Consider the following 23,192-nt stretch of genomic DNA (forward strand, 5'->3'; position numbering starts at 1 on the left):
TGGACCATAATCGACACATGGCCACGCCGCCGCCGAGCCGCCACGCCGACATCGCCGACCGCGTCCCCGGCGCGCTGTCGGACCTGCGCGGCCCGGCCACGGGCGAGGTCGCGCCGCCCCTGCACCTGTGCTGGTCGGGGCTCCGGGTGTTCGACGTCGCCGATCCGGCCGTCCGCCTGGCCCTGTACCAGATCGTGATCACCGAGGGGCTGCGCGCCGACGCCGAGGCGTATCTGGAGGCGCGCCTGCTGGAGGAGAGCTGGCCCCGCCTGCGGCGGCTGCTCAACGGCGCCGCGCGCGCCGCGTGGGAGTCGCGCTTCCCCCGCCTGGCCGAGGCGGCGCGCCTGCGCGAGGACGAGGTGCGGGCCGAGCTGCTGCGGGCCCGTGCGGCCGTGCGCGCCCGGGTGGCGCCGTGATGGACATGCCGCCCTTCCACCGCCGCATCCTGGAGGCGGCGGTGCTGGTGTGCGACGTGCACGGCGTGGTCCTGGCGGGCGGGCACGCCATGCGGGCGCACGGCCTGGTGGACCGGCCGAGCCAGGACCTGGACCTGGCGACGGTCGCGTGCACCCCGCTGGAGGAGATCACCGGCGACCTGACGCGGGCCCTGGAGCGCCAGGGGCTGACGGTCGAGCACCGGCGCGGCGGCCCGCGCCTGGCCCGGCTGACGGTCAGCGATCCGGTGACCGCGCAGGCGGTGGCCGTCGACCTGATGAAGGAGCCTCTGCAGCGTCCCGCGGTCGACATGGAGATCGGCCCGGTCGCCGGCATCGACGACGTCGTGGGCATGAAGGTCGGCGCGCTGTGCGGCCGGGCGCTGCCCCGCGACTTCATCGACGTGGTGTCGGCCGGAGACCGCTACGGCTTCCCCGACCTGGAGCGCCTCGGCGCCCTGTTCGAGGACGGCTTCACGCCCGAGGAACTGGCCTTCAAGCTGGAGGCGGGCCTGGCCTTCGACGACGCCCTGTTCGCCGGGCACGGCCTGGACGAGGCGGAGATCGCCCGGGTGCGGGCGTTCGTCCTGGCCTGGTACGAGGACCTGTCGCTGCGCCTGGCCGAGGAACGCGACATCGACCCCGACCTGTGATCCCCGGCCCGTCGTCACCGCCCCCCCGGTGATCGCCGCCCGGCCCGCGATCTGACGGCGTAGACGACCGCGATCAGCACGACGCCCCCCGCGACGCAGGCCAGCGTGCGCGGCGCTCCGAGGAACCGGAGCAGCAGCGCGCCCGCCACGGCGCCGGACATCAGCGACAGCACCGAGGCGGCCCTGCGCAGGACGCGGTCTCCCGCGGTCCAGGCGTCGGCGGCCAGGCCGGTGAGGTTGCGGGTCTGGATGGTGGTGGTCAGGTCGGGGATCGCCAGCGTGCGCACGGTCGCGAACTGCGCCCCCATGGCCACGGCGGTCAGGGCCACCACGGGGTGGTAGCCGCCGCCGGTGACGGCGGGCCACCGGGCCGAGACCCCCGCCGCCAGGGCGACCAGCACGGTCTCCGCGGCCAGGCTGAGCAGGATCCGCGCCCGGCGCGACCCCACGCGCGCGCCGGCCCGCCCGGCGGCCAGCGCTCCGGCCATGTAGGCGACCAGCGAGGTCAGGGAGGCGGCCACCGAGAACCCGGGCGCGCCCGCCGTGGCCAGGCCGAGGATGACCACGTTTCCCGTCATGTTGGCCGTGAAGACGTGCCCCAGGGCGAGGAGGCTGACCGCGTCGACGCAGCCGCTGACGACGGTGAGCGCGACGAGCGCGGGAGGCAGCGGGTCACGGTCCTGCCGCCTGGCCTGCGCGGTCATGGTCCCCTCCCCGTCCGCCGTGGCCGATCGGCGCGACCGGCGCGGTCACTGTTCGTGACGGTAGTGCAACGGCGAGGGACGGGTGCGGCGGCACGCCCGGCCTGCGCGCCCCGGCCGGTGGGCCGGAGCGTCCCCGCGGGACCGCCTCGTGGGCGGGTCCCCGGGAGGTCGGGTCCTGAGTTCCCGGTGGGCCGGAACGGGGCCGGATGGGGTCCGGGCTCAGGCGGGCATGGAGGTGCCGAGCTGGAGGGTGGAGGGGAGCTCCGCCCGGCTGGTGATGTCGAGTTTGCGGTAGGTCCTGGTCAGGTGCTGTTCGACCGTGCTCACGGTGACGTACAGCTTGTCGGCGATCTCCCGGTTGGTGTACCCGGCCGCGGCCAGCACCGCGACGCGCCGCTCGGCGTCGCTGAGGATCGCCGTCACGTCCGGGGCCTCGGTGGCGGCGCCCGTGGCGGTGGTGGCGGCCCCCGCCTCGCCCTCCCTGGCCAGGGAGCGGTGCAGCGGCTCGGCGTGGCACTCCTGGGCGACCGCGCGGGCCCGCCCGCCGATCATCCCGGCCCTGCGGTACTCGCCGAGCGCGTGGAACGCCTCGGTGAGGTCGGCGAGGACGCGGGCCAGCTCGTACCGGTCCCCGCCGGACTGCAGCAGGTCGCCGGCCTGCCGGAGCAGCATGGGACGGTGACGCGGCTCGCTGGTGGCGGCGAGCAGCCGCATGGCGATGCCGTGCACGCGGGGCGCGCCGGAGCCGCACCGCCTGATCTGCTCCTCGGCGAGCCGCCTGGCCTGGTCGGGACGCCCGAGGCGCAGGCACGCCTCGGCGACCTCGGCCCGCCAGGGGATCAGCCACGGCACGTCCAGGTCCCACTTGCCCATCAGCTCGCCGCACCGCTGGAAGTCGCGCAGCGCGAGCTGGGGGTGGTCGGTGGCGAGGCTGTAGCGCCCGCGGGCGTGCAGGTAGTGCAGGCCCCAGCGGGTCTGGAACATCGCCTCGGGCACCGGCTGGTCGAGCAGCTCGTTGACGGCCTCGTACTTGCCCATCGCCGTGGAGGCGATGACGAGGCTGGACAGCGGCCCGCCGAGCGCGACGCCCCAGCCGCTGGCCGGGATGGTGTCCAGGGCGAGGCGGCCGTGGAACTCCGCGCCGAGCATGTCGCCCTGGCGCAGCGCGATCTCGGCGCGGATGGCCGAGAGCCGGGCCTGCCTGCTCGGGGCGCGCCGCGAGGACGCCTCGTCGATGAACAGGTCGCACCAGGGCGCCGCCTTGTCGGGCCGGCCGCCGTAGGTGAGCGCGAGCAGGGCGCTCTCCACGGTGTCCATGGACATCTCGTCCAGGCGCGTGCTGCGCAGGATGCGCTCGACGCCCGAGACGATCTCCTCGCGCGGCCCGCGGGTGAGCACGGCGGCGAGGGTGACCGAGGACTCCAGGCGGCGGTAGGCGGCGACCGTGAGGATCGCGGCGCGGGACTGCTCGCTGGTCACTTGGGGCAGGTGGGCCAGGAACGGGGCGTAGGAGCAGCGCAGCCAGGGACGGGCGACCACCAGCTCGGTGATGGCGTCGGCGTCGAGCTTCTCCCCCGACTCCCCGAGGTGTTTCAGCACGTCCTCGGCGTCCTGGAGCCTGCCGTGCCACAGCAGGGCCTTGGCGAGGACGACGGCGTCGCCGCCGCGCAGCCGGCCGCGGCGCAGCGCGTCGGTCAGCTCGGGGAAGTGCCCGGTGGGCGTGCTGGGGTTGATGCGCCACTCCGCGCGCATGAGCGCGGTGGTGATCCGGTACCGGCGCCGGTCGTCGGCGCAGCTGCGGGAGGCCAGGCGCAGGTACTCGACGGCGGCCTCCACGCGGCCGTCGCGCAGGGCGTGGCGGGCGGCGTCCTCCAGGACTTCGACGGCCCAGGGGTCGTCCGCGCCTCCCGCGCTGATCAGGTGGTCGGCGACCGTGGTGGTGGAGCCGCCGCCGTCGTAGTCCAGGCGGGCGGCGCGGCGGTGCAGGTCGGCGCGCTCGCCGGCGTCGAGCTCGGCCAGCACGGCGGCGCGGGCGGCCTCGTGGCGGAACGTGCCACCGGTCAGCAGGCCGGCGGCCTCCAGGGTGTTCAGCTCGCGGGTGACGTACTCCTGGCTCGCGCCGAGCAGCCGGGCCAGGGAGTCGGGTTTGCCGAGCACGCCGAGCCCCCAGGCCACCGGGAGCATCTTGGCGTCGGCCCGGTGCAGGCAGGCCAGGACGGCCTGGCCGTACGCCTCGCCGGGCACGAGCTCGGCGGGCGGCTCGCCGGCGCGCGCCGCGGCCTGGTAGTCGTCCATGAGCCCTGCCGCCAGCAAGGGGTTGCCGCCGGTGAGGGCGTGCCACCGGCCGCCGAACCGCTCGGCCGCGCCGGGGCCGAGCCGCTCGGCGACCATGCCGAGCACGCCCGCCTGGGTGAGGGGGGCGAGCTGGACGCGGTGGGAGTGCGGCTGGCGCATCAGCTCGGTGGGGAAGGACGTCTCGGCGTAGCGTCCGTGGGTGGAGTGGCTGAACACCACGATGATCGAGGCGAACCGCACCCGGCGGCACAGGTACGCCAGGCACAGCAGCGAGGCCCGGTCGGCGTGGTGGACGTCGTCCACCACGATCATGAGCGGGCAGCGCTCGGAGAGTTCGAGCAGGACGGTGCACAGGGCGTGCACGATCTGGGCGTCGACCTGCTTGAGCGGGTCGGCGTCCGGGTCGGAGGAGGCGAAGGCCCGCGCCCCTTCCTGCAGCAGCGCCATGGCGCGCTCGCGTTCGGCGAGCACCAGTGGCGCGTCGTGGACGAGTTGGCCGAGCACGCCGAACGGCATGTCCCGCTCGGCGAGCGATCCGGTGGCGGTGACGGGCAGGGCCCCGAGCTCGGCGGCGTGCTCGGCGAACGCGTGCAGCAGTTCGCTCTTGCCGGTCGCCACGGTGCCGCTTACCAGGGCCACCCGGCCCTTTCCTTTGATAGCGCTGGCGAGTGATCCCTCCAAGGAGGCCAACGCCTCCTGTCGTTCGATCAGGCTCATGACGAGCCTCCCTTTGTCCCGACGAAAGTCACGTCCCCGCCGTCCATCGGAGGCCGGGTGCGCGGCCTCCCCCCATATGCGGGTTCAGTGCGTCGCATCCCCGTCCGCCCTTTCCGTGCGATGCCATGGCACGAATTGGCTGTCCGATTGTCCGTTCATGTCCGATTTCGGCGTCTATGGCCACGTTAAGTGGCCGCACCTTTCAGGCCTTATCGCGCGGCTATCCCCCGACGGCCGCCGCCACGGCGTGCGAGGAACGCGGCGCGGGTATCCCGAGCGGCATCCCGTTCACCGCCTGGTCCTGCGCCCGCTCCGGCGGCGGCCCGGCCGGCGGCGGCGCGGCGGCCCGCAGCCGCGCCCGGGTGGCCGCCGCCCGCACCGCGGACAGCGCCGCCCGCACCACGTCCGCGTCCACCCCGGCGCCCCACAGCGTGCCGCCGGGCAGCGCGCACTCCGCGTACACGGCCGCCTCCCCGCCGGCGTGCACCGCCCCCACGGTGCGGTGCACGGCCCGGACCTCCACGCCCCACCCCGCGAGCGCGGCCAGCATCCGCGGGACCGTGTCCGCCCACGCGCCGGGCGTCTCGCCGTCCACGTGCAACTCGGCGGTGACGGTCTCGCCGGTGAAGACCAGCGGCAGCGGCAGCGCCGCGTACTCCAGGTACTCCCGGTCGAACAGGCCGAGCATCTCCTCGGGCATGACCTCCCCGCCCCGCGCGTCCGCGGTGGCCTGGACGACGCGGGCGAAGTCCGCCTGCAACGCCCGCGGCAGGTTCAGCCCGTGGCGGGAGCTCATCACGTACGCCACGCCGCCCTTGCCCGACTGGCTGGTGATCCGCACCACGGTCTCGTGGGCGCGGCCGACGTCGCGCGGGTCCAGCGGCAGGTAGGGCACCTCCCACGGCGGGTCGGCGTCCGCCGCGGCGGCGCGGTCCCGGGCGTCCAGGCCCTTCTTGATGGCGTCCTGGTGCGATCCGGAGAACGCCGTGTAGACCAGGTCGCCGCCGTAGGGGTGGCGCGCGTGCACCGGGATGCCGGTGCACGCCTCCACGACGCGCCGGGCCTCGGGCAGGTCGGAGAAGTCGATGCCCGGGTCCACGCCCTGGGTGAGCAGGTTGAGCCCCAGCGTGACCAGGCAGACGTTGCCGGCGCGCTCCCCGTTGCCGAACAGGCAGCCCTCGATCCGCTGCGCCCCCGCCAGCAGGGCCATCTCCGCCGCGGCGACCCCCGTGCCACGGTCGTTGTGGGGGTGGACCGACAGGCAGACGTGCTCGCGCCGGGACAGGTTGCGGTCCAGCCACTCGACCTGGTCGGCGAACCGGTTGGGCAGCGCGCGCTCGACGGTGGCGGGGAGGTTGAGGATGATCTCACGTCCCGGCCCGGGCCGCCAGACGTCCATCACCGCCTCGCAGACCTCCAGCGCGAACTCCGGCTCGGTGTCGCTGAAGAGCTCGGGCGAGTACTCGAACCCGAGGTCGCAGTCGCCGAGCAGCTTGTCGGCGTACTTCATGACCAGCCGGGCGCCCTGGACGGCCAGGTCCTTGCACTCGTCCCTGGTCATGCCGAACACCACGCGCCGGAACTGCGGGGACGTCGCGTTGTAGAGGTGGATCGTGGCGCACCGGACGCCCTCCAGGCTCTCGACGGTGCGCCTGATCATCTCGTCGCGGGCCGGGACGAGCACCGAGACGCGCACGCCGTCGGGGATCAGGTCCCGCTCGATCAGCGTGCGCAGGAAGGCGTGGTCGTCCTGGCCGGCGACGGGGAAGCCCGCCTCGATCTCGGTGTAGCCCATGCGCGTGAGCAGGCCGAACATGGCCAGCTTGCGCTCGGGGGACATGGGCACGGCCAGGGCCTGGTTGCCGTCGCGCAGGTCGGTGGACAGCCAGCGCGGCGCCGAGGTGATCGTGTTGTCCGGCCAGGAGCGGCCGTCCAGCGCGACGGGCGTGAACGGGCGGTAGCGTGCCGCGGGCGGCCGGGCCGGCCCCCCGCCGCCGGCCGCCACCTTGATGATCTTCTCTGTGCTCACCGTGGGGGTTCCCTTCTCCGCCTGGGCCCGGTCCCCCCGAGCGGTCGGAGGGAACCGGCCGCAGCGCGACCCGCGCGCATCACGTGATCCGGAAATGCGTCGAATACGAGTACGGCGACAACATCACCTGGATCAGATAGGCATCGGTCTCGTCCTGCAATCGGAAGGTGACGATTATCTCGGGATAGGCGGCGGTCAGACCCAGCCCGACGAAGTAGTAGTCACTGTCGAAGACAATGCGATAAAGCCCGCGTTCCAGTTTCTTGTCGCGCCACTCGCTTATACGGCCGTCGCCGTCGGTCTCGGCGTCCGCCACGTCCTCCCAGCACCCGAGACGGTCTTGTTCAAGCCGCGCCCGCACGCCGGCCGCCGACCGGCCATAAACGCCGTCCAACGCCTGCGCCGTAATGCTCATCCCGAGAGCTCCATCTGCCGGGTCCGCCATGACGGACAGCTCGACCACCACTGCGATCGCGCGCCGGTCGCCATGGCGCCCCGGGGCGCCGCACGCACGTGAGCTGCCGGACGACGTGCCGCAATCCGGTTTCGCCGTCCCCGACCCGACGCGCATGGATCCGGAGGAGAAGATGCTGATGGCACCCAGTCAGTTCCGGCCTGCGGCTAGCGTGCCGAATCTCGCTATCGATTCACTTTCGTCTCGCTATTTTGCGCGTCGTCCGCCGCGCCCGGCCGGACCGCCGCCCCTGCGTGCGCCGCTTTCGATCGCGGCAAGTCGCGGCAAACGCCACGGATCTCCCCGATGCCCGCAAAAGGGTCTTCAAGGCCCGAAATAGCATGAATAACGCGCTGATCAGGGCAAATGGCAGGCGAGAAGAGAACCGATAATGACCGAATGGCGGTGGTTTCTACGTTGACGGTGTTCCCAAGGCTCGACCGCGCCCCCGCGGACCGCGACACGAGAAGAGGTCAGCACGATGAGCGCACACACCCGCCCCGCCCTCCGCGTCGCCCGGGTCGCCGGGACCGCCGCACGCGCCGGAGCCGCCGGCGGCAACACGCCCTGGGGCTGACCTCCCGGGCGACGGGGGCCGCATTCGCGCCCGGCCCGCGCCGGGGCGCCACCGGCCGTGCGCCTTCATCCACACCCAGGAATTAAAGTACTCAGAAGCGGACATTTCACCGTAGCGGCGCCACCTGACGGTAGCCGTTCGGTTGCATGCGCAAACAAGTATACGAGGCCAGAAAGTACACGTAGACTCTCTATAGATCTGAACCTCGTATAGGAGTACGATCCAGACATAAGTGACATCGCTATACGTGACCACCTCGCGCCTGGCAGTATCAATGCGCAAGAGTGGTACGAACCGGCCACAGGTCGATGTTTACTACGGGGCGGATCTCCTGGAATCAGGCACCTGTTACCTCTCGCATCGGAGGGTGAGCAAAGTTCCGGATGGGCCGCGGGCTTTCTTGCGAGGAGATGCTGGTGGAATTCGGGATTCTAGGGGCTCTCGAAGCTTCCGTCGCGGGCCGTCGGCTTGATCTCGGGGGGATCAGGCAGCAGATCGTGCTGAGCGTCCTCCTGCTCGACGCCAACCGGGTCGTCACGATCGGGCGCCTCATGGAGGCCATCTACGGCGACGAGCCCCCGACCACCGCCCGCGCCCAGGTCCAGATCTGCATCTCCTCGCTGCGGCGCCTGTTCGCCGCCAACGGCAGCCCGGACATCATCGCCACGCAGTCGCTCGGCTACGCCATCCGCGCCGCCGCCGACGAGATCGACGCCCAGCGCTTCGAGAGCCTCGTCCAGCGGGCCCGGCGCGCCCGCGAGAGCCGCAACCTCAACGAGGCCATCCGCCACTTCCGCGACGCGCTGTCGCTGTGGCGGGGACCCGCGCTCGACGGCATCGACAGCAGGCTCGTGCAGTCGGCGGCCAGCAGGCTCGCCGAGGACCGCATCACCGCCAACGAGGACTGCATCCAGCTCGAACTCGACCTCGGCCGCCACCACGAGCTGGTCGGCGAGCTCACCGAGCTGACCGAGGAGCACCCGCTGCGCGAGCGCCTGCGCGGCCAGCTCATGACCGCGCTGTACCGCTCGGGCCGCCAGGCCGAGGCCCTCCAGGTGTACCGCAACGCCAGGCGCACCATGATCGAGGAGCTGGGCATCGAGCCCAACGAGCGCCTCCAGCAGCTCGAACACGCGATCCTCACCTCCGACGAGAGCCTGGACCCGCCGTCACCGCAGGACAGGGTGGAGGTCCAGCCCGCGCCGGCCGTCCCGAACGTCCCGGGCATGCTGCCGACCGACATCGCCGACTTCACCGGGCGCACCAAGCAGATCGAGGACATCCGCCAGCGCCTGATGCTCGCCTCCGAGGACCGCTCCCGGTTCGCCGTCCCGATCATCGTCATCGTCGGCAAGCCCGGGGTGGGCAAGACCACGGTCGCCGTGCACGCCTCCCACAGCGTGGGCGACCGCTTCCCCCACGGCCAGCTCTTCGCCGACCTGCACGGCGCGGCCCCGAGACCCGCCAGCCCCATGCAGGTGCTGGAGCGCTTCCTGCGCGTGCTCGGCGTGTCCGGCACCGCGATCCCCGACGGCCTGGAGGAGCGCGCCGAGATGTACCGCGCGCTGCTGGCCGACCGCCGCATGCTCATCGTCCTCGACGACGCCGGCAGCGAGAGCCAGGTGTTACCCCTGCTGCCCGGCAACCCCGCCTCCGCCGTCATCATCACCAGCCGCAGCCGCCTGGCGGGGCTGGCGGGCGCCGTCCACGTCGACGTGGACATCTTCGAGTCCGACCAGTCGGTGAACCTGCTGTCGCGCATCGCGGGCATCGAACGCGTGCAGTCGGAGATCGAGGCGGCCGAGGCGCTGGCCGAGTTGTGCGGGCACCTGCCGCTGGCGCTGCGCATCGCCGGCGCCCGCCTGTCGGCGCGCCCGCACTGGAGCATCGAGCAGCTCGTGAGCCGCCTGGAGGACGAGACCCGCAGGCTCGACGAGCTCAAGCACGGCGAGATGGGCATCCGGGCGAGCATCTCGCTCACCTACGACAGCATCAGCGAGGACGCCCGCCGCCTGTTCCGCCGCCTGACCATCCTGGACGCGCAGATCTTCTCGGCCTGGGTCAGCGCCGCCCTGCTCGACCAGCCCCTCCACGACGCCCAGGACCTGCTGGACGACCTGGCCGACGCCCAGCTCATCGAGACCACCGGCGTCGGGTACGGCGTGCACAGCCAGTACCGCTTCCACGACCTGCTGCGCGTGTTCGCCCGCGAGCGCCTGGCCGCCGAGGAGACCCCGGCCGAGCGCGGCGCCGCGCTGGCGCGCGTCCTCGGCGGGCTGCTGTTCCTGGCCGAGGCCGCGCACCGCCGCGAGTACGGCGGGGACTACGTGCAGATCCACAGCGGCGCCGTGCGCTGGCCGCTGCCCGCCAAGCTGGTCGACCAGCTCGTCGCCGCTCCCCTGCAGTGGTACGAGCGCGAGCGCAGCATGCTGGTGTCCGGCATCCGCCAGGCCGCGCAGGCGGGGCTCGTGGAGCTGTGCTGGGACCTCGCGATCAGCTCGGTGACGCTGTTCGAGTCGCGGGTCTACCTCGACGACTGGCGCGAGACCCACCAGATCGCGCTGGCCGCCGCCCGGCAGGCCCAGGACAAGCGCGGCCAGGCCGCCATGCACTACTCGCGGGGTTCCCTCTACATCACCGAGCAGCGGTTCGGCGACGCCCGCTGCGACTTCGAGGCGGCCGTCCAGCTCTTCGAGGAGGTCGGCGACCGGCAGGGCACGGCCCTGGTCATCAGGAACATCGGGTTCCTCGACCGGCTGAGCGGGCGGTTCTCCGACGCCGAGGCCCATTACAAACGGGCCCTGGACATCTTCCGCGGCACCGGGGACCAGGTCGCGTCGGCGTACGTGCTGCACAACCTGGCGCAGCTGCGGCTGGAGTTCGACGACCTGCCCGGGGCGCAGCGCCTGCTGGCCGAGGCGCTGGAGCTGAGCCGCACCAGCGGCAGCAGGCGGGTGGAGGCCCAGGTGCTCCACCGCATCGGCCATACCTACCTCCAGTCCGACCAGCCCGCGCTGGCGGCGGAGGTCTTCAACGAGGCGCTGGCCGTGGTGCGCAACATCGGTGACCCGACCGGCGAGGCGTACGCGCTGCACGGTCTCGGCATCGCCCGGCTCCGGCGAGGGGAGCTGGCCGAGGCCGCGAGCGCGCTGCACCGGTCGCTGATGCTGGCGAGCACGTCCAGCGAGCAGCTCGTGGAGGCGCGGGTGCAGCTCGGCCTCGGCGAGCTGTCCATGGCCCAGGACGACGCCACGCAGGCGGTGCTGCACCTGGAGCAGGCGCTGTCGCTGTTCCGCTCGATGCACATGCCGCTGCTGGAGGCCCGCACGCTGGTATCGCTCAGCGAGGCGCAGCGGCAGGCGGGCGACGACGAGGCGGCGCGGGACTCGCTGAGCCGGGCGCTGGCGCTGACCGACAAGATGGACGCCCCGGTGGCCCAGCAGATGCGCGCCCAGCTCGACCAGATCATCGGCGCGCAGGCCCCGCGCGACTGAGCCCGGCACCCGGCGTACCGGGGGCCGCGGACGGCGGGAGTCCCTGTTCGCCGTCCGCGGCCCGCGGAGCCTTCCCGGAGGACGCGTTCCTAGGGGACGTCGTAGCCGAGCGTGTAGGACCCCGACCCCGACGTGGCCACGACGCGGTAGCGGTAGTAGCCCGCCGTGCCGTTGTACGTCAGGGTCTCGTCGCCGCCGCTCGTGGCGGCGGTGGCCACGGTGCCCCAGGCCGAGCCGCTCCACTTCTCCAGGTACAGGTCGAAGTTGGCGGCGTTCGGCCCGTCCAGGCATCCCCGGTGCGTCCCGGAGGCGCCGGTGTAGTACCAGTTGCCGTCGGGCTGGTAGGCGGTGGCGCCGGAGGCGAGCGTGCCGGTGCGGCGCTGTCCGAGGCCGTCGCACGCGCCCGGCGGAGTGCCGCCCGCCTTCGCGGCGATCGCCCGGTCCATCACGTCCAGGCCGACCAGGTTGAAGGGACGGCCGAGCGACCGCATCAGCGAGTTGTCCGACGGCCGGTAGATGCCGTACTCGTACTGGCTGCCGCCCTGGAAGGCGCCGATCACTCCCCCGTCCGGCGTGGCCCGCCCGATGTAGGACGCCCACTTCGCGCCGGACGCCGAGGTGGTGACGTTGGGCTCGCCCGGCTCGCCGCCCGAGTAGGTGGTGCCCGCGGTGTAGTACTCGTCGGCGAGCCCGCCGATCGAGTGCCCGAACTCGTGGATGGCGATCTGGCCCGACTGCGCGTTGCCGCCGGAGGCGGTGGAGATGCCGCTGTAGCCCGCGCCGCCGTAGGTCGTGCTGTTGCCCAGCGCCAGGATCACGTCCACCTGGGGCGCCGCCGCGGCGTACGCCTGGGCCTTGGCCGTGTCCAGGCACAGCAGCCGGGCCGTGCCGGCGCAGTAGAAGGTCATGTCCAGCGCCGTGTCACGGGTCGTGCCATAGGGATCGTTGTCCACGCCGGACTGGTTGGACACCACGTTGACCAGCCACACGTTGAAGGAGTTCTTGTACTTCTTGAACGGCTCGACCGCCGCCACCTCGGCCCACTTGGACTCGGCGTGCTGGCGCAGCAGCCCCATCTCCGCGGCGGTGTAGCCGTCACCGAGGATGACCAGGTCGAAGCGCTGCGAGGACGGCCCCGTCTCCTGCAAGGGGATCACCTCGGCCGCGGCGGCCGCCCGGATCTGCTCGCCGGAGAGGGCGGCGGGCCTGCGCACGGGGACAAGGACGCGGCTTATCGTGCCGTCGGGCGAGAACACCTCTCGCCACTCCTTCTCGGCGACCGGCCCGGCGTGGGCGGGGGCCGCCGCGAGGGTCTGGGATAAAAGGGCCGCGGCGGTCAACGCCACCGTGGCCACACGCATGAATCGTCCGCGCATGTCAGCGCCTCCTCGGGAGAGAAAGGGGGACGGCGCCGCCCCTGGAACCGGAGCGGGCGGGATGCCTTCCAACCTCTCCCGCTCCCGCGCGCCTGGGAAATCCCGAACGGTCATAGCTTCGGAGTGATGACCGGCCCGTGTGACTCCCTCGTCACCCGCCGCACCGGGTCCGGGCGGAACTGTCGGTGGGCGCCGCTAGGGTCGCTGACGATCGATGGCCCGAGGTCCTGGATGGAGTACACCCATGCGCAAGATCATCGTTTCGACGTTCGCCACGCTCGACGGGTTCATCGACGACCCGCACCTGTGGTCGCTGCGGTACGCCGACGAAGAGAGCGGCAAGTACGGCCTCGACCTCGCCCTGAGCGCGGACGCGCTGCTGCTCGGCCGCGTCACCTGGGAGGGCATGGCGCAGGCGTGGCCCGGCATGGGCGGCAACCCGTACGGCGACCATGTGAACGCGGTGACCAAGTACGTCGTCGCCTCCCGGCCCGTGGACACCTCGGCCTGGAACCCCACGGTCGTCATCCCCGGCGGCGACCTGATCCCCGAGGTCACCAAGCTCAAGCAGCAGGACGGCGGCAACATCCTCATCTGGGGCAACGGCCGCCTGACCGACGCCCTCGCCGCCGCCGGCCTGCTCGACGAGTACCACGTGTGGGTGTATCCGGTCATCAAGGGCGAGGGCGAGCCCCTGTTCCGCAAAGAGAGCGCCGGCACCCTCGAACTCCTCGGCGCCACCACCTTCCCCTCTGGCGCCCTCGTCCTCACCTACCGGCCGCTCACCTCGCCGCCGGCCTAAGGCCTGTTTCGAAGTCCGCCGTGTGATGGCGTGTCGTGTCCGGACAGGCAGTGAGGTCTCCGGTAGCGGGTTGATCGTCGTGCGGGACCGGCGCGCGCCTTGTCGCGTGCATGATGGGGATGTGAACGCCGATCTCCTGGTACGTGGTCGGGAAATGCTGCGCCGGGGACGGTGGCGGCAGGCACGCGTGGAGTTCGCCGCCGCGCTCGCGGCGGCCGAGGGCCCGCTCGCCCGGGCGAACGCCGCCGAGGGGCTCGCCGGGGCCGCCTGGTGGATGGACGACGGCGGCGAGACGGTCGCCCGCTACGAGGAGGCCTACCTCGGCTACCGCACCGCCGGGGACGCGGCGGGGGCGGCCAGGGCCGCCGCCTGGCTGGGAGCCGCGGCCGTACAGCTCAGGGGTGAGGACGCGGTGGGCCGAGGCTGGCTGACCAGGGCGGGAAGGCTGCTGGAAGGCGAGGACGAGCGCGCCGAACACGGGATGCTGGAGCTGTTCGCCGGGATGGCCGCCGCGCGGCGCGGCGCGCTGCGCGAGGCGGCCGACCGGGCGCGGCGGGCGGTCGCCGTCGCCCGGCGGGTCGGATCGCCCGACCTGGAGGTCCAGGGCATGGCGGTGGCCGGGATGGCGCTGGTGGGCCAGGGGCTGGTCGAGGACGGCATGCGGCTGCTCGACGAGGCGGCCACCGCCGCGCTGGCCGGCGAGCTGGACGACGTGGGGGCCGTCTGGGTGCCGAGCTGCCACCTCGTGCAGGGCTGCGAGCAGGTCAGGGACTGGGAGCGTGCCAGGCAGTGGTGCACGAGGACGATGGAGTTCTGCCGCAGGCTCGACCTCGGCTCGCCGTACCAGCGCTGCCGTACCCATTACGGGACCGTGCTGCTGTGGCAGGGCGAGTGGGCCGCGGCGGAAGGGGAGCTGACGGCGGCGGCGACGGCGCTGGAGGGGCGGGACGTCTTCGCGGCGCAGGCGTGGGCGCGCCTCGGGGAGCTGCGCCGCAGGCAGGGACGGCCCGTGGAGGCGGCCGAACTCTTCAGAAGGGCGCGGCCGGCACGCGCCGCCCGGGTCGGCCTGGCCGAGCTGCGATTCGACGAGGGGGACAGGGACGGCGCGTACGAGCTGGCCCGGCGGCTGCTGGCCGAGATCGGCGCGGACGAGTGCTTGGAGCGGGCGCCGGTGCTCGAACTGATGGCCCGTGCCGGGCGAGACGTCCGGGCGGCCGGGGAGCTCGGCGCGCTGGCGGAGCGCATCGGCACCGACGCGCTCCGCGCGTCCGCGAGCTGGGCGGGCGGGACGGCCCGGGAGAGCTGCACGGAACTGCAGAGGGCCGCGGGGCTGTTCGAGCAGGCGGGGGATCGTTACGGCGCGGCGCGGGTGCGGCTCGACCTCGCCGAGGCGTTACACGCCGCGGGCGAGCGCGTGGCCGCCGCGGAGGAGGCCGACACCGCCCGTGCCGTCCTCGGCGACCTCGGCGCGCGCGACGGCCGCCCGCGGACGGCCGTCGCCCACCCTGCCGGACCGGCGGCGGCCGAGGGGCTGACCGGGCGGCAACTGGAGGTCATTCGGTTGGTCGCCCTCGGGTTGACCACGCGGGAGACGGCCGAGCGGCTGCGCGTGAGCGAGCACACCGTCAAACGCCACATCGCCAACATCCTGGCCCGCCTCGGCCAGCCGTCCCGGGCGGCGGCCGTCGCCTGGGCGTCCCGCGCGGGCCTGCTCTGACTCCGCCCGAACCTGCTCATGACCGGCTCGGCCCGCGCGCCACGCGGTGAACCCTGGCCGTACCGCACCTCCGCACACCGCGTGGCAACCGGGCCGGAAGCGGCCGTACCCCTCCATGGCCCGGATGGGCCATCTCCGGCGGATGGCGCCGATGGGCGAAGCGGCCCGCGAGGGTGGTTCCCTAGCGTCGCCCCATGAGCGAATCCGAAACGAATCCCCAGCAGCGCGCATGGTCCCGCGGCGACCTCGCCAAGCTCGCCGCCCACCTGCCGCCCATCTACGCCGAACTGCTCTGCGAGGAGGCCGACCTGCGGGCCGGCGAACGCGTCCTGGACGCCGCCGCCGGCACCGGGACGGTCGCGCTCGCCGCCGCCCGCAGGTTCTGTGACGTCGTCGCCGTGGACTTCGTCCCCAGCCCCCTGGAACAGGCCGCCCGCCTCGCCGCGTGCGAGGACCTGCCGCTGGTCACCCACCTGGCCGACGTGCAGGACCTGCCCTACGAGGACGACGCGTTCGATGCGGTCCTGTCCGCGTTCGGCGCGATGTTCGCCCCCGACCAGGGGCGTACGGCGGGCGAGCTGGCCCGGGTCACGCGCCGTGGCGGGCGCGTCGGCGTGACCGGATGGTGCATGGCCGGCCTGATCGGCGACTACGCCCGCACGATCGGCAAGTACCTCGGGTCGGGCACGGGCCACTCCCCGTTCGCCTGGGGCACCGAGGACCGGGTGCGCGAGCTGTTCCCGGACGCACAGATCCGCACCGCCTGGCGTGGTCAGCCGTTCCGCTACCCCTCGGTCGAGTTCGCGGTCGACTACTTCGCCGAGTGGTACGGCCCCGCGAGCGCCGCGTTCGCCGCCCTGGACGACGCCGGTCGGCGCGACCTGCGCGCGGACATGATCGATGTCTGGCACGCCCACAACCGGGCCACCGACGGCACCCTGGTCGCCATCGCCGACTATCTGGAGACCATCGTCCTGATCGGCTGACCCGCCGCGTGCGGCTCCGCTTCGTCCGCCCTGTCGCGGACGCCCTCGCCGCCGCCGGCCTGCTCGACGAGTACCACGTGTGGGTGTATCCGGTCATCAAGGGCGAGGGCGAGCCCCTGTTCCGCAGAGAGAGCGCCGGCACCCTCGAACTCCTCGGCGCCACCACCTTCTCCACCGGCGCCCTCGCCCTCACCTACCGGCCCCTCACCTCGCCGTCCGCCTAGGCCGCGACGTCAGCGGAAGGCGGCGAGGTGGCGGTGCAGCCAGTCGGAGAACGGGCGGGCGGGGCGGCCGAGGATGTCCGGGCTGACGCTCCGTTCGGCGTCGGTCGGCTCCCCGATGATGGCGAGCGTGCCGTCGGCGACGGGCTCGGGCATGAACGTCAGCATCTGCGCGCGGGCCTCCTCCCGGGTCTGCTCGGCGAACCGGACCGGCTCGCCGAGCGCCCGCCCGATCTCCGCGGCGCGCTCCCGGGGCGTGCTGAGCCCGGGTCCGGTCAGCACGTGCACGCGCCCCGCGTGGCCGTCCTCGCGCAGCGCCGCGGCGGCCACCTCGGCGATGTCGGCGGGATCGACCAGCGGCAGCCCCACGTCCCCGAACGGCGCCGCCACCGTCCGCCGGGTGCGCACCATCTCCGCCCACGCGTAGGCGTTCGAGTGGAACCCTCCGGGGCGCAGGATCACCCACTCCAGGCCCGAGTCCCGGACGACCTCCTCCAGCACGCGCAACGGCGCGTGCGAAGGAGACCCCGGCCGCGTCCCCGCGGCCTGCGACGACAACAACACGACCCGCCGCACACCCCCCGCCTTGGCCACGTCGAGCACCGCCCGCCCGTCCACGTGCGCACCGGCCCCACTGACGAGCAGGAACAACGCGTCCGCCCCATCGACCACGGGCCGCAGGCTCTCAGCGTCCGCCACATCCGCCCGCCGATACCGCACCCCGTCCGGAACACCTCCCCCGGTGATGCCCGCCCCAGGGACACCCCCGCCGGGCGCACCCCCACCAGGGGCACCGATCCCGGGAACGCCCGGCCCACCGGCGCCCGACACACCGCGCGAGACCGCCGTCACCTCCTCCCCCGCTTGCGCGAGCGCCCGCACCAGCGGCCGCCCCACATTGCCCGTCGCCCCCGTCACCACGATCATCGATCTCTCCCGTCTCGACATGGTTCACCCGCATCCGAAAGAAGGCGGGACGGTCGCGGGAACGGCGTCTCACCGCGACCGGCCCGACGCTAACACCGCCCTCCCAGTACTCACCTAGAGGAAAGCGCCCCGCCAACGGGGAACCACGAGCAACACGCGCCGCCGCGCCGGAGGTGATCACGCCGACCTTCGTGAGAAGCAACTGCGGAGTGCGCCGGGGAATGGGCCTCGCCTGCGGCTCGGACTGTGTTTTCCAGGCGCTGACGCGCCTTCCTCTCGCACCGCATACCCCACAAGGCCGGCCGGTTGGACGCCGTTGCAGGCGCCGGACTCCGCCGTCCTGCGTCCCGCCGACGCGGCGCCAAGAAGGGGGCGCCAGGAGCGAGGGGAAAGCCCGCCAGAGCGGAGTGAACGCTGGGTTCGGGACATGAAGCGGTAGTGGCCACGGGGCTCAAGCACAAACGTGCCCGGGCTGCGCCGGGGATGAGAACACCGACCATCGGGAAGAACAATCGCGGGGCTGCGAGGCTGCGCCGGGATGAGAGCGCCGACCTTCGCGAGAAACAAATGCGGGCTGCGCCGGGGAATGGGCCTCGCCTGCGGCTCGGACTGTGTTTTCCAGGCGCTGACGCGCATTTTTCTCGCAGCGCGTGCCGCAGAAGGGCGGCCGGTTGGGCGCCGTTGCAGGCGCCGGGATTCGCCGACCTGCGTCCCGCCGATGCGGCGCCGGAGGGAAGAACACGCGGGAGGAGACGGGTGGAGGCGGGAACCACTCGCGATGGTCGGGGTGTGCGCCTGGGCGGCTTTGTGACGGAGAAGGAGTGGGCGGAGGCGTCTTTCTTTCCGTTCGAGCGCTGGTGCGCGATCGGCGCCGCGTTCTCATGGCCCGGTGGAGGCGGTGCCGCGCTCTTACGAGTTGGTCGAGGCGGTGCCGCGTTCTCATGAGCCGGTCCAGGCGGTGCCGCGTCTTTACGGGTTGGTCGAGGGGGTGCGGGGGGTGGGTGCCGTGGAGGGTTGGCGCAGGGTGGGGGTGGTGGCTGTGAGCAGGGTGACGGTGACCAGGCAGAGCAGGCCGCCGCTGATCAGGGCCGTCGTTCCGGAGGTGGCGTCCGCGAGTAGGCCGCCGCGCATGTTGCCGAGGTCGGGGCCGGCCGTTCCGACGATCTGTTCGGCGGCGCTGACGCGGCCGAGCAGTGCGTCCGGGGTGTGCGTCTGGACGATGGTGCTCCGGGACACCACGGACACGGTGTCGGCGGCGCCGGCCAGGGCGAGGAAGGTCAGCCCGGCGGCGGGATGGGGCGACATGCCGAACAGGGTGAGCGCCGCACCCCACGTGGCCGATCCGGCGAGCATGACCAGGCCGGGCCGGGGAAGCCGGGTGAACGTCCGCGAGAAAAGGGAGGCCGCGACGCCACCGAGGGCCATGGCCGTGAGGAACAGTCCGAGGGTGCGCGGGTCGCCGCCGAACCGTTCCGCGTTGATCAACGGGAAGAGGCTGACCGGCATCGACAGCACGGTGGCGGCCAGGTCCGTGAGCAGTGCCCCACGGATGACGGGATCGCGGGCCAGGAAGGCCAAGCCGTCCAGCACGCCGCGCAGGCCGGGACGGGCGGGCTCACCTCGGGGGCTCATCGGTGGCAGGCCGAACACACCGGCGAGCGCGACGACGAAGGTGAGGGCGTCGATCAGGTAGCAGCCGCCGACGCCCGACTCCCCCACCACCAGGCCGCCCAGCATGGGGCCCGCGAGCATGGCGCCCTGGGAGGCGATGCGGTTCAGCGCCAGTCCGGCGGCCAGTTGATGCCTGGGCAGCAGGTGCGGAATGAAGGTGCGCGCCGCCGGGCCACCGGCGGCGGCCAGACAGGAATGCACGGCGACGAGCCCCAGAACCCCGGCGGCCGGGAGATATCCGGCGAAGCCCTGCAGCGCGAGGAGGAGCGAACACGCGGCATGTCCGCCGGTCGTGATCAGGCAGAGCTTTCTGCGGTCCACCCGGTCGACGAGCGACCCGGCGAAGGGCCCGAGCGCCACGAGCGGAATCGCCTGTGCCAGGCCGACGGCGCCGGTCCAGGCCGCGCTGTTGGTCGTCTGCCAGATCTGGAACATCACGGCGACGAGCGTCATATGGGTGCCCAGCCCGGAGAGTGCCTGGCTGACCCATAATCGCCGGAACGACCGTGAGGACCGTAACGGGGTCACGTCGAGCAGCGCCTGCCTCAGTCCCACGCGGGGTCCTCCGCCAGCTTCTCCTTCAGCCGCTCGTGGAAGCTCTTGTGGGCGAGCGCCTGCCCGATGTCTTCGACGACCCTGGAGAGTGGATAGGGAATCTCCGCCTCCAGGTCGGCGATGACGGCCTCGGTGGCCCGCCACTCCGCCGCCAGGCGCCCGACGACCTCGCGGGCCTTGTCGGTGAGCGTCACCTTCTTACTGCGCGCGTCGTCCCCCGCGACCGTCTCGACCCAGCCGGCCGTGCGCATCGCGGCGACCTTCTGGCTGAGCGCCGAATGCGTCCGGCCCGCCGCCTCCGCCAGTTCGGTGATGGTCATCGGCCCGCGAGCGTGCAGTCGGAGCAGCTCCCCCACGAAGCTCGGCTTGAGACCTTTGACGCGTTTCTCGGCGTAGAGGCGGGCGATGTCCGCGTCCATCGACGCCTGGAGAGATTGCAGAGGACGCCAGCGACTGTGCTGGGTGGGGTCGGACGCATGAGGCTCGGTCACGAGCGAACCCTAACAGCTCTTATATAAGAACTTACATAAGAGCTGACACATGCCCTTGAGCCCGGCCTATGGCACTGACAAAGGCACACCGCCGAAGAAGCCGCCACAGAACACCGGTGAGGGACGTCCACGAGTGAACATCACCGCAGGGACACTATGAGGAAGGCCGTCCACGAGGACGGACGCATGCAGAGGTCATCGAAAGGGACATGAATGGCTACCGATGTGGCGTGGACGCCGTCCGAGCCGGCCGACGCCGAGCAGGCGTGCCCGATCGGCCCGGCCGTGGAGGTGGTGTTCAGCCGGTGGACCACGCCGATCCTGTGGGCCCTGGACCGCCACGGCCGTCAGCGTTTCGTCGAGTTGCAGGGACGCCTGCCGTCCATCACCCCGAAGGTCCTGACCGACACCCTGCGCCGCCTGGAACGCGACGGCGTCATCACCCGCACCTACCACCCCGAGGTCCCGCCACGCGTCGAGTACGAGATCAGCGACCTCGGCCGCACCCTGGCCCCCCTGTTCGCCCACCTGAACCAGTGGGCCACGACCAACATGCCCAAGGTCGAAGAATCCCGCCACATCTACGACACCCGACCGCCCCGCTGAAAGCCCCCCGAGCCGCCCCCGCCACCCTCACGGCGTGACCTCGAACCACACCGTCCGCCCCCCGCCGTGATCCGCCCACCCCCACGCCGAGGACAGCTCCCGCACGAGCCACAGCCCCCGCCCGCCTTCACTCAGCGGATCCACCTGCACCGGAACCACCGGAATCCCACCCGGCGCCCCCTCATCGACCACCTCGACCCGAACCGATTTCCCGTCGTCATACACCTTGAGATTCACCACCCCACCGGGCCTGCGCCCCGAGGCCGAATGCGCCACGGCGTTCGCGACGAGCTCGCCGACCAGAAGCTCGACGTCGTCCGTGCCGGTACGCCCGGCCGCCATGAGCAGCCCCCGCACGTAAACCCGCGCGAGCGACACGGACCCGGCCCGCCCGAGAAGGTCTACAGCGCCCAGCAGATCGTGCACTTTCACAGAGATTCCTCCGGATCCTCATCGGGTTGAGAGATCGGCATGTCTCTGCTCAAACGCGGACTGGGCATCACAGCGTCTCTCACCGCACGTTATTCAGCCCTCCAATCGTGCGGTCATCCGATAGTTTCGGTGAAGCAAACAGGCCCACGGTCCCACCACATTCATGGTGAGACCGGCGCCGTATTGGTGAGACCAGGTGAGACCACGGAGAAAAGCGACATGCCTCAGCCAATCCAAATCAATCCGGACGAGTCACCACAGGCGCGTTTCGCCTATGAATTGCGACGGCAGCGGCTCCGAGCAGGGTGGACGCAGTTGCACCTGGCGCGGATGCTGACCGTGTCGGTCAGCATGGTCGGAATGCTCGAAACGTCCCGACGGCGGCCTGACAGAAGGTTCGCGGAAGCGTGCGACAAGATATTCAGATTGGACGGAGTATTCGTCGAGCTATGGAAGCAGACCAGATGGGAGAGCGCGCCCGAGCACTTCCGGGACTTCGCTGCGGCGGAGGCTCAGGCGTCCGTGCTCCAGGTCTGGGATCCTCTGCTGATTCCAGGACTCTTCCAAGTCGAGCCGTACGCCCGGCGAATCTTCGAGGACGAGCCCGGGATCACCGCCGAGACGGTCGATCAACGGGTGGCCAACCGACTCCAGCGTCAGGCCCTGCTCACCAGTACGAAAGCCCCCATGGTGTACAGCCTCATAGACGAAGGAGTGCTTCACCGGCCTTTGGGCGGTGCGGACATCATGGGTGAGCAACTGGCATGGCTGCTGAAGATGGCGGAGCTTCCGCGAGTCACCATCCAGGTCGTCCCGTATGCCTCCTGGTCAACCCTGGGCCTCCAGGCATCCTTCACCGTCGCCGAGCAACGAGGCGCGCCCCACAGCGCGTACGTCGAGAGCGCTCCGCGAGGACTCACGATAGGAAACCGTGAGACCATAACGGAATTAGTGGGGCGTTTTGACGCCTTACGAGCAGCGGCCCTCCCGCAGAACCTGTCCCTGGACATCATCAAGGATGTGATGGCGCAATGGATCTGACCGGAGCGAAGTGGCGCAAGTCCTCATGGTCCAGCGGTGACGGCGGAACCTGCGTGGAGGTGGCTGCCAACCTGCCAGGACTCGTCGCCGTGCGGGACAGCAAGAACCCCTCGGGCCCCGCACTCATCTTCTCCCCTGTCGAATGGCACGCCTTCTTGCGCGCGGCCAAGGCCGCAGACCTCTGAGGGAATCAGGCTCGGGTGGGTGACGGGGTCACCCACCAGGTTTCCAGGTCGTCGTAAGGCTCGTGGTCGAGGGGGAGGCCGCCGGTTCGGTGGGCTATGGAGCGTAGTTCGCTGACGGCGGGGTCGGTTTCGAGGTCTTCCGGGTCCAGAGGGTTGCTCACCAGCACGTGGGGACCGAGGGCGTACCAGTCGGCGATCAGTTGATGGTCGGACCGGGCGTCGGCGGCGCGGGCGACGGCGGCGACGGCTTCCACCAGGGACGTGCGGCGGGGTGCGACGGCGTCCCCGCCGGTCAGGAGTCCCGCCTCGGACATGCGCCGCCACAGGTCCGTGCCAGCGTCGCAGTAAAGGTACGGGGGGTCGACGTACCCGTCCTCCAGCCAGGTCTCGAAGCCGTCGAAGTCGTCGGCCTCCTCGTCGAAGACCCGCAGTTCGGTGAAGTCGTCCAGGCCGTCGAAGTACTCACGCCGCGCGGCGTAGTCGGGGTGCCGCTCCAGGGGGAACCGGTAGGCGTACCCGCGCCGGAGAAGGGCGTCCATGACCCGGAAGTGCGTGAACGAGCAGTCGTACTGGTCCTGGAAGCGGTACAGCGCGGCCACCCAGTCGCGGACGCGCGGGTCGGGGTCGGGGTAGTGGGCGTCCAGGACGCGGATCGAGTCCGCGACGAGATCCTCGATCAGGTGCATCGACATCCGGACTCCTGGTCGGCGCTACGGCATGGCGTTGCGAATCTACTGGAACCGGCCCCGTCCATCCCCGCGTGATCCCTTCATCCCCGCCCCTGCCACACCGCACCTCTTCCGTCCCTCCTCCCCGCCGCACGTC

Annotated in this window: 20 protein-coding genes; 10 read left to right on the forward strand and 10 right to left on the reverse strand. The window is 72.0% G+C overall.

Annotation, left to right across the window (positions count from 1 at the left end):
• Positions 1-17: 17 nt before the first annotated feature.
• A complete protein-coding gene (locus BJ981_RS37030) occupies positions 18-416 on the forward strand; it encodes a hypothetical protein (protein ID WP_184618198.1) in 399 nt (132 codons plus the stop codon).
• Entirely contained in the window at positions 416-1,087 is a 672-nt protein-coding gene (locus BJ981_RS37035; RefSeq protein WP_184618199.1) for a nucleotidyl transferase AbiEii/AbiGii toxin family protein, read from the forward strand. The genes BJ981_RS37030 and BJ981_RS37035 overlap by 1 nt, the downstream gene beginning before the upstream one ends.
• A 14-nt stretch (positions 1,088-1,101) precedes the next feature.
• Here BJ981_RS37035 and BJ981_RS37040 read toward each other — a convergent pair whose 3' ends face one another.
• From BJ981_RS37040 to BJ981_RS37055, 4 genes are all read right to left on the reverse strand, one after another.
• Positions 1,102-1,791: a YoaK family protein gene (locus BJ981_RS37040; RefSeq protein WP_184618200.1), complete on the reverse strand. Its 690-nt coding sequence runs from the start codon at positions 1,789-1,791 to the stop codon at positions 1,102-1,104.
• Between the two features lie 219 nt (positions 1,792-2,010).
• Positions 2,011-4,803 carry a helix-turn-helix transcriptional regulator gene (locus tag BJ981_RS37045; protein WP_184618201.1) on the reverse strand — a complete coding sequence of 931 codons (2,793 nt, stop codon included), beginning with the start codon at positions 4,801-4,803 and terminating at the stop codon, positions 2,011-2,013.
• 220 nt (positions 4,804-5,023) lie between these two features.
• Positions 5,024-6,832, reverse strand: a complete 1,809-nt coding sequence (locus BJ981_RS37050; RefSeq protein WP_372436888.1) for a 2-isopropylmalate synthase — start codon at positions 6,830-6,832, stop codon at positions 5,024-5,026.
• A gap of 79 nt (positions 6,833-6,911) precedes the next feature.
• The gene (locus BJ981_RS37055) at positions 6,912-7,403 is read right to left on the reverse strand and encodes a hydroxyisourate hydrolase (protein ID WP_184618202.1); all 492 of its coding nucleotides are present in this window, start codon (positions 7,401-7,403) and stop codon (positions 6,912-6,914) included.
• Positions 7,404-8,360: 957 nt separating this feature from the next.
• Between BJ981_RS37055 and BJ981_RS37060 the strand changes: the two genes are divergently transcribed.
• A complete protein-coding gene (locus BJ981_RS37060) occupies positions 8,361-11,357 on the forward strand; it encodes an AfsR/SARP family transcriptional regulator (protein WP_239139040.1) in 2,997 nt (998 codons plus the stop codon).
• A gap of 89 nt (positions 11,358-11,446) precedes the next feature.
• On the opposite strand, the gene BJ981_RS37065 is transcribed toward BJ981_RS37060, so the two are convergent.
• A complete protein-coding gene (locus BJ981_RS37065) occupies positions 11,447-12,733 on the reverse strand; it encodes a M64 family metallopeptidase (protein ID WP_184618204.1) in 1,287 nt (428 codons plus the stop codon).
• Positions 12,734-12,977: 244 nt separating this feature from the next.
• On the opposite strand from BJ981_RS37065, the gene BJ981_RS37070 reads away from it, so the two are divergent.
• From BJ981_RS37070 to BJ981_RS37085, 4 genes are all read left to right on the forward strand, one after another.
• Entirely contained in the window at positions 12,978-13,535 is a 558-nt protein-coding gene (locus tag BJ981_RS37070) for a dihydrofolate reductase family protein (RefSeq protein WP_184618205.1), read from the forward strand.
• A gap of 121 nt (positions 13,536-13,656) precedes the next feature.
• Positions 13,657-15,252 carry a LuxR C-terminal-related transcriptional regulator gene (locus BJ981_RS39570; RefSeq protein WP_184618206.1) on the forward strand — a complete coding sequence of 532 codons (1,596 nt, stop codon included), beginning with the start codon at positions 13,657-13,659 and terminating at the stop codon, positions 15,250-15,252.
• Positions 15,253-15,446: 194 nt separating this feature from the next.
• Positions 15,447-16,238 carry a class I SAM-dependent methyltransferase gene (locus BJ981_RS37080; protein ID WP_184618207.1) on the forward strand — a complete coding sequence of 264 codons (792 nt, stop codon included), beginning with the start codon at positions 15,447-15,449 and terminating at the stop codon, positions 16,236-16,238.
• A gap of 8 nt (positions 16,239-16,246) precedes the next feature.
• Positions 16,247-16,462, forward strand: a complete 216-nt coding sequence (locus BJ981_RS37085; protein WP_184618208.1) for a dihydrofolate reductase family protein — start codon at positions 16,247-16,249, stop codon at positions 16,460-16,462.
• A gap of 9 nt (positions 16,463-16,471) precedes the next feature.
• On the opposite strand, the gene BJ981_RS37090 is transcribed toward BJ981_RS37085, so the two are convergent.
• The 3 genes from BJ981_RS37090 to BJ981_RS37100 form a co-directional block, all read right to left on the reverse strand.
• Positions 16,472-17,407 carry an SDR family oxidoreductase gene (locus BJ981_RS37090; RefSeq protein ID WP_311745970.1) on the reverse strand — a complete coding sequence of 312 codons (936 nt, stop codon included), beginning with the start codon at positions 17,405-17,407 and terminating at the stop codon, positions 16,472-16,474.
• A gap of 948 nt (positions 17,408-18,355) precedes the next feature.
• Positions 18,356-19,612 (reverse strand): MFS transporter, encoded by a 1,257-nt coding sequence (locus tag BJ981_RS37095; RefSeq protein WP_184618210.1) that lies wholly within the window; start codon positions 19,610-19,612, stop codon positions 18,356-18,358.
• Positions 19,603-20,103, reverse strand: a complete 501-nt coding sequence (locus BJ981_RS37100; RefSeq protein ID WP_204070044.1) for a MarR family winged helix-turn-helix transcriptional regulator — start codon at positions 20,101-20,103, stop codon at positions 19,603-19,605. The genes BJ981_RS37095 and BJ981_RS37100 overlap by 10 nt, the downstream gene beginning before the upstream one ends.
• A 213-nt stretch (positions 20,104-20,316) precedes the next feature.
• Between BJ981_RS37100 and BJ981_RS37105 the strand changes: the two genes are divergently transcribed.
• Positions 20,317-20,709, forward strand: a complete 393-nt coding sequence (locus tag BJ981_RS37105; protein ID WP_184618211.1) for a winged helix-turn-helix transcriptional regulator — start codon at positions 20,317-20,319, stop codon at positions 20,707-20,709.
• 27 nt (positions 20,710-20,736) lie between these two features.
• On the opposite strand, the gene BJ981_RS37110 is transcribed toward BJ981_RS37105, so the two are convergent.
• Positions 20,737-21,141 (reverse strand): ATP-binding protein, encoded by a 405-nt coding sequence (locus tag BJ981_RS37110; protein WP_184618212.1) that lies wholly within the window; start codon positions 21,139-21,141, stop codon positions 20,737-20,739.
• A gap of 219 nt (positions 21,142-21,360) precedes the next feature.
• Here BJ981_RS37110 and BJ981_RS37115 point away from each other — a divergent pair, with 219 nt between their 5' ends.
• Together BJ981_RS37115 and BJ981_RS37120 are read left to right on the forward strand one after the other, a co-directional pair.
• Positions 21,361-22,182 carry a helix-turn-helix domain-containing protein gene (locus BJ981_RS37115; protein WP_184618213.1) on the forward strand — a complete coding sequence of 274 codons (822 nt, stop codon included), beginning with the start codon at positions 21,361-21,363 and terminating at the stop codon, positions 22,180-22,182.
• Entirely contained in the window at positions 22,173-22,367 is a 195-nt protein-coding gene (locus tag BJ981_RS37120; RefSeq protein ID WP_184618214.1) for a DUF397 domain-containing protein, read from the forward strand. The genes BJ981_RS37115 and BJ981_RS37120 overlap by 10 nt, the downstream gene beginning before the upstream one ends.
• Before the next feature lie 5 nt (positions 22,368-22,372).
• Here BJ981_RS37120 and BJ981_RS37125 read toward each other — a convergent pair whose 3' ends face one another.
• Positions 22,373-23,059, reverse strand: coding sequence for a hypothetical protein (locus BJ981_RS37125; RefSeq protein WP_184618215.1), 687 nt, complete (start codon positions 23,057-23,059; stop codon positions 22,373-22,375).
• Positions 23,060-23,192 lie beyond the last annotated feature (133 nt).

The sequence above is a fragment of the Sphaerisporangium krabiense genome (genome assembly GCF_014200435.1).
Classification (GTDB): Bacteria; Actinomycetota; Actinomycetes; order Streptosporangiales; family Streptosporangiaceae; genus Sphaerisporangium; species Sphaerisporangium krabiense.